10 protein-coding genes and 1 tRNA gene are annotated in these 12233 nt (G+C 35.8%); 8 read left to right on the forward strand and 3 right to left on the reverse strand.

Annotation, left to right across the window (positions count from 1 at the left end):
* Positions 1–436: 436 nt before the first annotated feature.
* Positions 437–521, forward strand: a tRNA-Leu gene (locus KO502_RS14590).
* A gap of 99 nt (positions 522–620) precedes the next feature.
* Here the strand turns inward: KO502_RS14590 and KO502_RS14595 are convergent.
* Positions 621–1814 carry an FAD-dependent oxidoreductase gene (locus KO502_RS14595; protein ID WP_216023303.1) on the reverse strand — a complete coding sequence of 398 codons (1194 nt, stop codon included), beginning with the start codon at positions 1812–1814 and terminating at the stop codon, positions 621–623.
* Positions 1815–2244: 430 nt separating this feature from the next.
* Here KO502_RS14595 and miaB point away from each other — a divergent pair, with 430 nt between their 5' ends.
* The 5 genes from miaB to lnt all read left to right on the forward strand — a co-directional run bounded on the left by miaB (position 2245) and on the right by lnt (position 8043).
* On the forward strand, positions 2245–3687 hold the full coding sequence (gene miaB / locus KO502_RS14600) for a tRNA (N6-isopentenyl adenosine(37)-C2)-methylthiotransferase MiaB (protein WP_216023304.1): 1443 nt from the start codon (positions 2245–2247) through the stop codon (positions 3685–3687).
* 214 nt (positions 3688–3901) lie between these two features.
* Complete coding sequence (locus tag KO502_RS14605) at positions 3902–4900, forward strand: PhoH family protein (RefSeq protein WP_216023394.1); 999 nt, start codon at positions 3902–3904, stop codon at positions 4898–4900.
* A 5-nt stretch (positions 4901–4905) separates the two neighbouring features.
* Positions 4906–5373, forward strand: a complete 468-nt coding sequence (gene ybeY / locus KO502_RS14610; protein WP_216023305.1) for an rRNA maturation RNase YbeY — start codon at positions 4906–4908, stop codon at positions 5371–5373.
* A gap of 152 nt (positions 5374–5525) precedes the next feature.
* The gene (locus KO502_RS14615) at positions 5526–6404 is read left to right on the forward strand and encodes a transporter associated domain-containing protein (RefSeq protein WP_216023306.1); all 879 of its coding nucleotides are present in this window, start codon (positions 5526–5528) and stop codon (positions 6402–6404) included.
* Positions 6397–8043 carry an apolipoprotein N-acyltransferase gene (gene lnt, locus KO502_RS14620; protein ID WP_354668337.1) on the forward strand — a complete coding sequence of 549 codons (1647 nt, stop codon included), beginning with the start codon at positions 6397–6399 and terminating at the stop codon, positions 8041–8043. Before KO502_RS14615 ends, lnt begins: the two co-directional genes overlap by 8 nt.
* A gap of 121 nt (positions 8044–8164) precedes the next feature.
* Here lnt and KO502_RS14625 read toward each other — a convergent pair whose 3' ends face one another.
* Together KO502_RS14625 and KO502_RS14630 are read right to left on the reverse strand one after the other, a co-directional pair.
* The gene (locus tag KO502_RS14625; RefSeq protein ID WP_216023308.1) at positions 8165–9166 is read right to left on the reverse strand and encodes a sensor domain-containing diguanylate cyclase; all 1002 of its coding nucleotides are present in this window, start codon (positions 9164–9166) and stop codon (positions 8165–8167) included.
* Positions 9167–9263: 97 nt separating this feature from the next.
* Positions 9264–10406, reverse strand: a complete 1143-nt coding sequence (locus KO502_RS14630; protein ID WP_216023309.1) for a response regulator — start codon at positions 10404–10406, stop codon at positions 9264–9266.
* 202 nt (positions 10407–10608) lie between these two features.
* Here KO502_RS14630 and tpx point away from each other — a divergent pair, with 202 nt between their 5' ends.
* Together tpx and KO502_RS14640 are read left to right on the forward strand one after the other, a co-directional pair.
* Positions 10609–11325, forward strand: coding sequence for a thiol peroxidase (gene tpx / locus KO502_RS14635; RefSeq protein WP_216023310.1), 717 nt, complete (start codon positions 10609–10611; stop codon positions 11323–11325).
* A gap of 273 nt (positions 11326–11598) precedes the next feature.
* Positions 11599–12069, forward strand: coding sequence for an Hsp20 family protein (locus tag KO502_RS14640; RefSeq protein ID WP_216023311.1), 471 nt, complete (start codon positions 11599–11601; stop codon positions 12067–12069).
* The last annotated feature ends 164 nt before the right edge of the window (positions 12070–12233 follow it).

A 12233-nucleotide genomic window follows, 5' to 3' on the forward strand; every position in this document is an offset into this window, starting at 1 on the left:
AATCCTCTTATCCCTGCCATATTTAATATGTGCATCCAATTAAAGTTACTATTCTTAGTAACTTTTTTTAGTTGTGAAAGAGTAAAAAGTCTCTTTAAAAACTTGATGATAATGCGGGTTTGGCGGAATTGTAAAAACAATGACGCGCCACTTTTTATATAGAAAGTAGGTTCCGGTATCACAAGATGTGAGAGTTCAAGTCTCTCCAAAGTTTGATAGTTGTGCGGGTTTGGCGGAATTGTAAAAACAATGACGCGCCACTTTTTATATAGAAAGTAGGTTCCGGTATAGCAAGATGTGAGAGTTCAAATCTCTCCAAAGTTTGATAGTTGTGCGGGTTTGGCGGAATTGGTAGACGCGCCACTTTTTATATAGAAAGTAGGTTCCGGTATCGCAAGATGTGAGAGTTCAAATCTCTCCAAAGTTTGATAGTTGTGCGGGTTTGGCGGAATTGGTAGACGCGCCGGATTTAGGTTCCGGTATCGCAAGATGTGAGAGTTCAAGTCTCTTGACCCGTACCATTCAAATATAAATAATACCTTCCTTAGAAAACACTTATCTTAAGTTACCAAATAACTAATTAGAGGGGTAAGCCCTACTCTTCTTTTTAAAAGTTTCCCCTACAAACCACACGCATAAGCTAACGCTTTATTCTTGATTGTACTATTCAACACTGGCACTTTATTGAGAGCTAATAAACCTAAATTGCGTAAACCTTTCACAATAGGTGACGGGTGACTGAAACCTACGTATAAAGCATCCATTGTAGACATCATTAGTAAGTTATCTTGACGTCTAGCTCTTTCATAACGACTTAATACCGTTTCGTCATGCCATACTTCTCCAGCATTTATCGCTTCGGCAATAACATGTTGTAAAGCAAGTACATCTTTAAATCCTAAGTTAACACCCTGCCCTGCCATTGGGCATATTGTATGCGCTGCGTCGCCTAGCAATAATACGCGTTTATGTTGATAGCTATTTGCATGCCTGCGAGTTAATGGAAAACTGCCTTTTGATATAACCTTAATGTTACCTAAACGCAGGGGAAATGCTTTTAAGATCTCTTGCTGTAATTGGCTATTAGATAATGCCGATAAACGCGTTATTTCATCACGTTGATGATACCAAACTAATGATGCATAACCGCCTAATTCGCTTTTTCCTGATAACGGTAAGAACGCTACAGGTCCTGTTGGAAAGAACTGTTGCCAGGTAATATCCTGTTGAGGTAATGACGTTTCAACATTAATGAGCATGGCTGATTGTTGATAATCCCACCCCGTCGTCCCAATACCAGACATTTGCCTAACTTTTGATTGCGCACCATCGGCGCCAATCACTAATTTAGCCAGTAACTTACTATTTGTAAGTGTTACTACCGCTCCAACTTCTCTTTGTTCAATACCTTCTAAGTTTTCAGGGCAAAAAAGTTGAATATTATCCTGCAATTCAATTTGCTCCCACAAAGAAAGTTGTAATAAACGATTTTCAACAATATAACCTAAACTACTTTGCTCAATATCATCTGCATTAAATTCAGTATAAGCACTTTCATCTTCCCAAACCCCTAAACGTTTATAAGGACACGCGCGCCATTGTTTTAATTGCGACCAAGCATCAACTTGCTTAAGTAAATTTTTTGAAGCAAGTGAAATTGCAGAAACACGTAAATCAAAGGCTTGATCGGCAGTAAATTCTTTCGGCGGAAATTGTTCAACCAAAGCAACTTTAAGCCCAAGTTGAGCCAAGGTAAGTGCGCTCGTTGCACCAACCATACCACCGCCAATTACGACACAATCAAAATGTTCCATACGTAAAAATTCACACCAATTCAGGAATAGAGGCTTATTTTACCCAAGCAGTGAATTATTTTCGACCGCTTTATATTTTTATTCCAATAAAATGTAAAATATTTCATTGGTATGCGATTTAGATCAGTGAAATTATATTGTTCATCAGTAAAAGCTATAATATTCACCGTAATGAAAAACATGATAGAACACAAAAACCACAAAGAAAATACATTTAAACAATTGATAATTAAATAAAATATATAAAGGTCTTCATTATATTTAATACATGAACCATTTTGTTACAACAAAAGAATAAAGTCATTTACAACTTGTTGTCTTATTCATTCGAAATTAGAAGTTAATTGGTATAAAATACGCCTCCTTTTATCTGTGCTGCAATTGCCAAGGCACTTTCAGTATAAACCGTGTTTGAAGAGTGAAGTAAGTAATGAGTAAAAAGCTATATATCAAAACTTGGGGTTGTCAAATGAACGAGTATGACTCGCAGAAGATGGCCGAATTGTTAGACTCAACCCATGGTTTTTCATTGGCTGAAGAAGCAGAAGATGCTGATGTTATTTTACTTAACACCTGTTCTATTCGTGAAAAAGCACAAGAGAAAGTATTCCATCAACTAGGTCGTTGGAAAAAGTTAAAAGATAAAAAACCTGACTTGTTAATTGGTGTTGGTGGCTGTGTTGCTTCTCAAGAAGGCAAAGCTATTCGTCAACGCGCTCCTTTTGTTGATATGGTTTTTGGTCCGCAAACCTTGCACCGTTTACCGGAAATGATTAACCAATTAGCACGCACTAGCAGCCCGATTGTTGATGTGAGCTTTCCTGAAATTGAAAAGTTTGACCGTTTGCCTGAGCCTAAAGCTGAAGGTGCAAGTGCTTTTGTATCTATCATGGAAGGTTGTAGTAAATACTGTACTTTCTGTGTAGTACCTTACACGCGTGGTGAAGAAGTAAGTCGCCCACTTGATGACGTATTATACGAAATAGCCCAACTTGCAGAGCAAAACGTTCGTGAAGTAAACCTATTAGGTCAAAACGTAAATGCTTACCGTGGGGAAATGCACGATGGCAGTATTTGTCGCTTTGCCGACCTGGTACGTTTAGTCGCTACGATTGACGGTATTGACCGCATTCGTTACACCACTTCTCATCCAGTTGAATTTACGGATGATATTATCGAAGCGTACAAAGATGTACCTGAGCTTGTAAACCACTTACATTTACCAGTTCAAAGTGGTTGTGATCGCATCCTAACTCAAATGAAGCGTGGTCATACCGCTATTGAATATAAATCTCAAATTCGTAAATTAAAAAAAGTACGCCCAGATTTATCAATGTCTTCAGATTTTATTATTGGTTTCCCAGGTGAAACAGACGAAGATTTTGAAGATACCATGAATTTAATAAAAGCCGTTGACTTTGATATTAGCTTTAGTTTTATCTACAGTGCACGCCCTGGTACGCCTGCGGCCGACTTACCTGATGATATTAGCGACCAAGTGAAAAAAGATCGTTTAAAAGTTTTACAAGATCAAATTAACCATCAGGCATTACGTATCGCCAGACAAATGCTTAATACTGAACAACGCGTATTAGTTGAAGGGCCTTCAAGAAAGAACCCAATGGAATTACGTGGTAAAACTGAAAACAACCGTACCGTTAACTTTGTTGCACCGCACAGTGTTATAGGCCAGTTTGTTGATATTAAAATTACTGATGTTATTGCTCATTCATTGCGTGGTGAATTAGTCAGAGAAGAAAAAGATATGGGCTTACGTATTGCTCATTCTCCAGCTGACATTTTAGCTAACAACCATCATACGGCTACGCCAAGCAACCTTGATGAGTTAGGTGTAGGTACTTTTACGCCGTAAATTAAAACTTTAGTAAAAGCTTTAATTTACTTATTTAGGTAAATGAGCTTTTACTAAATAAAGAGCTTAATCAGCATAATGTTTAATACAGATATTTAATAAATAAGTAGAGGTAAAATTGACAACAGTAACCGATAAATCATTAAAACTAAGTAAAGAAGTGTTTAGTTTAGATCCGGTAGACAACCATAGACAAGCCAACTTATGCGGTCCTATGGATGATAACTTAAAAACAATTGAACGCCGTTTAGGGGTTGAAATTAGTTATCGTGGCAATGAATTTACCGTGGTAGGTAAACCTCTTAACGCCCAAGCTGTTGTTAATGTTTTAAAAGACCTTTATATAGAAAGCCAAGAAGTCAAAGGTGAGAGCAAAGTTATTAGCGCAGAAATGGTACACCTTGCTATTTTAAATGCTGATTGTCTTGAGCAAGACCAAACTAACGACAATATCGCTAGTGATTTAGGTCAAGCTGTTGATAAAAAATTCCAAGATATGGTAACTATTAAAACGCAACGAGGCACAATCAAGCCGCGAAATGGTAATCAGCAATCTTACGTACAAAATGTTATTACTAATGATATTAGCTTTGGTATTGGTGTAGCAGGTACAGGTAAAACCTATTTAGCTGTTGCCTGTGCAGTAGAAGCATTAGAGCGTCAAGAAGTACGTCGTATACTGCTTACCCGCCCTGCTGTTGAAGCGGGTGAAAAGCTCGGTTTCTTACCGGGTGATTTAACACAAAAAATCGACCCTTATTTAAGGCCACTTTACGATGCCTTATTTGAAATGCTTGGTTTTGAGAAAGTGGAAAAGCTAATAGAACGTAATGTTATCGAAGTTGCGCCACTTGCGTATATGCGCGGCAGAACGTTAAACGATGCTTTTATTATTTTAGATGAAAGTCAAAACACGACAGTAGAGCAAATGAAAATGTTCTTAACCCGTATTGGTTTTAATTCACGTGCGGTTATTACTGGTGATATTACGCAAGTTGATTTGCCTCGTCATCAAATGTCAGGGCTTCGTCACTCTATTGAAGTGTTACAAGACATCGATGGCATAAGTTTTAACTTCTTCCAATCAAAAGATGTTGTACGCCATCCTGTTGTTGCTCGTATTGTTGATGCTTATGACAAGCATGATCAAAAAGTAAATAGAGAAAAACAAGCTAAAAAAGTTAGCAAAGAAAATAATGAGCAGAGTGATTAACCCACATGGCTCATGAGATAGACTTACAAATTGCTTGTAGCCCCACAAAATTACCTACTGAAGAACAGTTCCAACTCTGGGTTGATACTGCATTAAATGAAGTCATCAGTAAGCCCGAGCAAAGTTTTGAACTCACAATACGCTTAGTTAATAATGAAGAAAGCCAACAATTAAATAATCAATATCGAGGTAAAGATAAACCGACTAACGTGTTATCTTTTCCATTTGAAGTGCCTGAGGGCATTGAACTTAATTTATTAGGTGATTTAATTATTTGTATTGACGTGATGAAAGCTGAAGCTGAAGAACAGAATAAAGCTTTGTTTGATCATTGGGCGCATCTTGTTATTCATGGTTGCTTGCATTTAGTTGGCTTTGATCATATAAGTGACACTGAAGCTTTAGAAATGGAATCTATTGAAATTTCAATTTTAGCTAAGTTAGGTATTGAAAATCCTTATTTAGATCACTAAATTTACGTAGTGATATATACTACTGAGTAAAAGTACTAAATATGATTAATTCGCTTAATAAATTAATCATATTTATTTTAAGTTTAGAAAACTAAACTTAACAATGTTTTCGACATATTTCGAATGATTAATAAAGGAACACAAATAGCTCTATGAGCGATGACAATCCCCATTCTAATAACGGCTCAAGTAATAAATCTTTTTTACGTAAAGTAATGCATGTATTAACGCCTGAGCCGAAAAATAAAGATCAATTAGTTGATGTATTAAATGATGCACAGGATAGAGAACTAATCAATCCTGAAACTAAGCAAATGATCCAAGGTGTATTAGACGTATCTGAAATGCGCGTTCGCGATATCATGATCCCACGTTCACAAATGGTTACTATCGACATAAACCACGCTTTTGATGAATTTTTACCTGTCATATTAGAATCTGGTCATTCACGTTTTCCTGTTATTAATGAAGATATTGACCATATTGAAGGTATTTTATTAGCAAAAGATTTGCTTGCTTTTGGTTTTAACTCACAAAGCGATGACTTCAGCTTACGAGATATCATCAGACCCGCAATTATCGTTCCTGAAAGTAAAAAAGTAGAGCCTTTATTAAAAGAATTTCGCTCTGACAGATATCATATGGCGATTGTTGTTGATGAATACGGTGGCGTGTCTGGCGTTATTACTATTGAAGACATATTAGAGCAAATTGTTGGTGAAATAGAAGATGAAACCGACGATGATATCGAAGAAGAAATTAAACATTTAGCTGGTAAAGTATACCTAGTTAAAGCATTAACAGAGCTTGGTGACTTTAACGAATACTTTAACAGTAACTTTACTGAGGCAGACGTTGATACCATTGGCGGGATTGTCTTAAGACAATTTAATCATATGCCAGAAAAAGGCGAGTCATTAAATATTGATAGCTTTGAATTTAAAGTACTTGTGGCCGACAGTCGACGTATGCAAATGCTGCAAGTTACTGTGCCTAAAGATCATGAAATAAATGGTAAAGTATGTGACTAACCACAGCAAACCTTCCAAATTGAGATTAATTGCAAGTTCAATAAAAGGTAAATTATCAACACCCAAGCATTGGATTACTTTCTTCAGTGGCTTTTTATTGGTTTTTGCTTATGCCCCTTTTTCATATTGGTGGCTATCATTAATTTTACCCAGCCTAGTATTTTATCAAATTAGAGAAGCCTCACCTAAAGTAGCCGCTAAAACTGTTGGTTTATTTGCTTTTGGCTGGTTTCTTAGTGGTATTAGTTGGGTTCATGTCAGTATCGACCAGTTTGGCGGTATGCCGCTAGTATTCTCTGTACTGCTTATGTTCCTCTTATGTGCATATCTGGCTTTATTCCCAACATTAGCGGCTTATTTAACGGCAAGAATAGCTAAAAACAGACAAATAAATCTTTGGTTATTACCGCCTATTTGGTTGTTTTGTGAATATTTGCGATCCGTTGTTTTAACTGGCTTTCCTTGGTTATCGCTTGGGTATAGCCAAATAGAAAGTCCGTTAGCAAGCTTTGCTCCAGTAATCGGTGAAGTAGGTATTACCGCGATAGTGCTATTGGTAAATATTTGTTGGGTTAAAATTTACTGTACTTTTACCGCTGTATTTAATTGTTCATCATTACTAAAAAATAGACAAAATAACTTACCAGGTCACTTATTAATTGATAGAAAGAAAATACTTTCCCAGCTAAGTATACCGCTATCTTTAATACTAAGTGTCTTATTAACAAGCAATGTTTTATCCCAAATAAAGTGGACTGAGCTTACCGGAAAAACAAGCAGTGTGGCACTTATTCAAGGCAATATAACCCAGTCATTAAAGTGGGAGCCCGAGCAAGAATGGCCAATAATGTTGAAGTATTTAGAGTTAACACAACTTAATTATGATGCTGATTTAATTATTTGGCCTGAATCAGCAGTTACTGCGCTAGAGCCATCAATACAAGACTACTTAATCACAGTAAACAGCGATGCCATTTTAAATAATACCGCTATTATTACTGGTTTACTTAACTACAGTTATGCTCAAAACGCTTATTATAATGGCATAGTGGTACTCGGTAAGAAGAACGCTGAAGATGAGCAAGGCTATTACTATAATCACAGTAACCGTTATTATAAAAGTCACTTATTGCCTATTGGCGAATATGTTCCTTTTCAAGAGCTACTTCGCCCAATTGCCCCGTTATTTAATTTGCCTCAATCATCTTTTTCTGCGGGCGATTACGTGCAACCAAATTTAATAGCAAAAAACCTACATATATTGCCATTGAATTGCTTTGAAATTGCTTTTCCAAGTCAACTAGCCGCTAACTTTACCAAAGATACTGATATGATTTTAACGGTAAGTAATGATGCGTGGTTTGGCCACTCACACGGACCACATCAACATTTTGAAATTACCCGAATGCGAGCACTAGAATTCGCTCGCCCTGTATTAAGAGCCACTAATAACGGTATTACCGGCATTATAAACCATAAGGGTGTTGTTACCGAAATTGCGCCGCAATTTGAAGAGTATGTGCTTAGAGGGAATGTAAATTTTGTTTCAGGTTTCACGCCATATAGCCAATGGCCAAATCTAATATTATGGCTGATGATACTTTTACCTATCACGGTAATGAAGGTGATTAGAGTTTAGCGTTAAATTACAAAATAAAAATAAAACCCGGTTGCTTACTACTATAACTGGGTTTTACTTAACTTTAATAAAGGGAGTAATTGCAATAAGCACTCAAAATTTATTTTAGAGAATACCGTTATTATTTTTCAACCGACTTTTCATTTTCTACTTTTTCGTTAGCTTTTTGCTGAAATAACGATGTTTTATTTCGACCTGTTTCTTTTGAACAATATAACGCTGAGTCAGCATTTTCAATCCAAGAAGTATGCGCTTTAATACTCTCGTCAACCTCTGCTACACCTATACTAATGGTATATTGCAGTTCAATATCGTTATAAGTCACCGTCGATTTTTCAACTTCTTTTCTCAGTCTTTCAGCAAAGGTAAATGCTTTTTTAAGCGGCGTATCAGCAAGTAAAATAGAAAACTCCTCTCCACCATATCGTCCGCAGATATCTGTTTCTCGTACATGTTCACGTATTAAATCAGACAGGTGGCGAATAACTTCATCACCAACCATATGACCATAAGTATCATTTACCGCTTTAAAGTGATCTATATCTATCATAACCAACGAACTAGCATGGTGGCTTCTAGTCCACCTTTTATACTCGCTAATTAAGCAAGATTCCCAGTGAGTACGGTTAAATAGTTGAGTTAAGCCATCGGTTTGGCTCAAAATAGCCAACTCTTCATTGGCTTTTTTTAAACTTATTTTATTTACAGCTGTATCTGTAACATCATACACAATTAAACATAAGTGACTCACTTCTCCCGCAGCGTTAAGTAGCGGGATAAAAGTGGTATTTTGATACATAAAGTCTGCACTACCAGTAACAGGGCGATAACTATCAAATTTAAATAAATAGGGTCTTTGTTCCCAAATGCTAAACGCCTTATTTTTAAGTAAAAATACTGATTCGGCTTTACGGGTAAACCATTCTTGCGGGATCTCTTTGAACATATCAAAAATCAATTTACCCTTCACTTCTCTTGGTAATAAACCGCTATGGTTTTCCATAAAACCATTAAAAATTTGTATCGTAAATTCTTTGTCAAGCACCACTAAACCAACATCAATGTTATGTAACATTTCCATTAGCCAATGTAGTTCATTTAATTGTGATTTTTCTAACGTCATAACCAATTCCTATCTTCGCATTAACGCGTTAACTCATGCCTTGTTAATTTCTAAAACGACCAACGGCTGTAATACATTTTTATATTCGACTTAAGAGTTAATCAATCAAATAGGTCAATTTATTATTAAGCGTTTGCATCGAACTTTCAGTAAAGAGTAATAATAGATCACATTTTATTGGATAATTTTCAATGCTGTAGCTAATTTCTATCGCAAGCGTTTTTTTCCATTTGTTAGCATTATTGGCGATTAAATCTGATATTTTTCGATGTTGCCCTAAAACTTCGGGTTGCCCTTGGCTAAATTGAATATCTAATTGCTCTGATATGCCTTTTAAGCAAGCGCCAATCAGTACATTAGCTAAATCCATTAACAACTCTAATTCTGTGCCTATTTCAGCGTCATATTGATAATTAAGTAAGGAAGCAACGTCCTTAAAGCTAGAATCATTAAGAATTAATAATGCTTCACCTGAAATACCCGCACTGATAAAACCTTGACAAATACCTGAAGTACTTTCATGGTTTTCAATATCTTTTAATGCCATACGAAGCTCACTCACTTCGATGAAATTAACATTGGGAATTGGCAATTCAACAAAAACATCAAGTAAGCGAGCTAATAAATCACCTGCTCGCCCCATTGCAACGTTAGCTATTTCTTGATAGCAGTCACGCATATCTGCAGATAGATGTATCTCTGGCTCTGGCTCTGGCTCTGGCTCTGGCTCTGGCTCTGGAGGAACGGTTTCATTCGAAAGTGATGGATGACTAGCTTTTATGTTATTTATGCTTTCTTCTTTAGGGTTAACGACTGCAACCGGAGAACTGATAACAGCTTCACTAACTTCAGAAACTTCAGCTATAGCTTCCTTCGAAAAAACGCCATAATCAGATAGTACTTTAGTAAGGATGTCTTTATTTATAGGCTTTTGAATAAAACCTAATGCCCCCAAACTGGTGACACGTTGATGCGCTTCGGGTTGGATATCGCCTGAGATAACTACCGTAATGGTCGGCAAGTCTTCAGCTAAAATAGCGTTCAGTACTTCATAGCCATCCATTACAGGCATATTTAAGTCAAGTAAGAGTACATCTCCCTTCCCTGCTTTTATTGCTTCAACACCTTCTACTCCATTAGTAGCAAAACTTATCTCAACATCCCAACCATCCGGTAATGAGCGAGCAACTTGTTTGCGCGCCATATTTGAATCATCACAAATTAATAACTTAGTGGTCATATAAAAATTGAGCCTTAAATAAACATACTTTAAGTAAATGTTACTTAAATAAATAACAACTGTGGGCAACTAAAACGTCTCTAGCCACTAGTAATAACCATAGTGTATACAATTTAAAACACAATGATAAACTTCTATTTATAGAATTTATTTGGTTAAACGGATAATATCACCACACCTCCAACAAAATTTTCAAAAAACAATGACATTTTCTACTTCAAACATCGCTTTAATTTCTTTTTTTATCGCCAGTTTGGCAATTTCTACTATGAGTCATGGTTACAACTTTGACGTAAGTAAACTCAATTCTACGCAAAACCTTGTTAAAGCTGGAGATAAGTATATCACCTTGCTAGGTCAACAAGTAAAGGTAGGAGATCCAGCACCTCAATTTAAAGTTGTTGATAAAAATTTTTCTCCGGTAAGGCTTAAAGATTTTCTTGGTCAAACTGTACTTATTTCTGCGGTACCGAGTTTAGATACTGGGGTTTGTTCTATTCAAACAAAACGTTTTAATGAAGAAGCAGAAAAACTACCTAGCAACATTACCGTTTTAACAATAAGTAACGACCTTCCATTCGCTCAAAAACGTTTTTGCGATATTAAAAAAATAAAAGAAGTAAAAGTGTTATCTGACTCTGTTTGGCGTGATTTTGGCGCTAAATACGGATTATTAATTAAAGATATGGGGCTACTTACCCGCGCAGTATTTATTATTAATAAAAAAGGTAAAATCACTTACAAAGAAATTGTTCCTAATATCTCTCAACACCCTGATTACGATAAAGCGCTTTCGAAGGTAAGATATACAGCTCCTGTACTTGTTATTGATACCGAAGTGAAAACGGTAACGGATGGTAAAAAAACAGAAGAAGTACTTATTGAAAAGCAAAAAAAAACTGAAGAAAATAAACAATAAAAGCAACAACTTAAAAAACATAACATTAATTAATCATAATAAAATTTATATTTTTTCTTGAAAAATAAGTAAACAATCCCATCTTTAATTATGTGGTCGCCGGAAGGGACTACATAATTAACCGCCTGTTCATTATGAAAGGCACCATTATTTTAAATAATACATTATTGACGTTTTTTACAAGGCTATTGTTAGCAAGTATAAAAAATTAAATAGTGCTATCAATATTTAAAATAGTAATCATATTATTGCTATATCATAGGATAAATTATTATGCGAAACACTACAGATTTCAGTCCACTATACCGTTCTTTTATTGGTTTTGACCACTTAGCTGGCTTAATCGATAAAGCATCTCAACCAAATAAACAATCATCATATCCACCTTATAATATTGAGCTATTAGCCGAAAATAAATACCGTATCACTATGGCGGTTGCAGGTTTTAGTGAAGCAGATATTGATATTGAATCTAAAGACAATAGTTTAATTATTATTGGCACTAAACAAGCAGCAACCAATACCAAAGAAGATAGCGAAAAGTCTCCGCGACAATTTCTCCATCAAGGTATTGCTGAACGTAACTTTGAACGTAAATTTCAATTGGGTGAACACGTAAAAGTGATCGCGGCCTCTATGGAAAATGGTTTACTGCACATTGATTTAGAAAGAGAAATTCCTGAAGCATTAAAGCCAAGAAAAATTGCGATCAATGGTAAAAGTTTGTTAAGTGGTGACTCATAACCCTTAATTAATTTATATTCCCCCCCTTGTTTTTTGCCCAGTCTTTGACTGGGCTTTTTTATAGGTTCTATATAACTTTTAATACACTTATACCAATTTGATTAAATTTCTTCCCAACTCAGAGCTATGCTCGATGTGCAATAACAAGGCGAATTTGTTTAGGT

Origin of the sequence: Colwellia sp. E2M01 (genome assembly GCF_018860585.1) — a bacterium.
Classification (GTDB): Bacteria; Pseudomonadota; Gammaproteobacteria; order Enterobacterales; family Alteromonadaceae; genus Colwellia.

Coding starts and splice junctions, on each gene's coding strand:
- KO502_RS14615 (WP_216023306.1), top strand. CDS start 5,526: ATGAGCGATGACAATCCCCATTCTAATAACGGCTCAAGTAATAAATCT.
- KO502_RS14605 (WP_216023394.1), top strand. CDS start 3,902: ATGGATGATAACTTAAAAACAATTGAACGCCGTTTAGGGGTTGAAATT.
- KO502_RS14640 (WP_216023311.1), top strand. CDS start 11,599: ATGCGAAACACTACAGATTTCAGTCCACTATACCGTTCTTTTATTGGT.
- tpx (WP_216023310.1), top strand. CDS start 10,609: ATGACATTTTCTACTTCAAACATCGCTTTAATTTCTTTTTTTATCGCC.
- ybeY (WP_216023305.1), top strand. CDS start 4,906: ATGGCTCATGAGATAGACTTACAAATTGCTTGTAGCCCCACAAAATTA.
- KO502_RS14630 (WP_216023309.1), bottom strand. CDS start 10,406: ATGACCACTAAGTTATTAATTTGTGATGATTCAAATATGGCGCGCAAA.
- KO502_RS14595 (WP_216023303.1), bottom strand. CDS start 1,814: ATGGAACATTTTGATTGTGTCGTAATTGGCGGTGGTATGGTTGGTGCA.
- miaB (WP_216023304.1), top strand. CDS start 2,245: ATGAGTAAAAAGCTATATATCAAAACTTGGGGTTGTCAAATGAACGAG.
- KO502_RS14625 (WP_216023308.1), bottom strand. CDS start 9,166: ATGACGTTAGAAAAATCACAATTAAATGAACTACATTGGCTAATGGAA.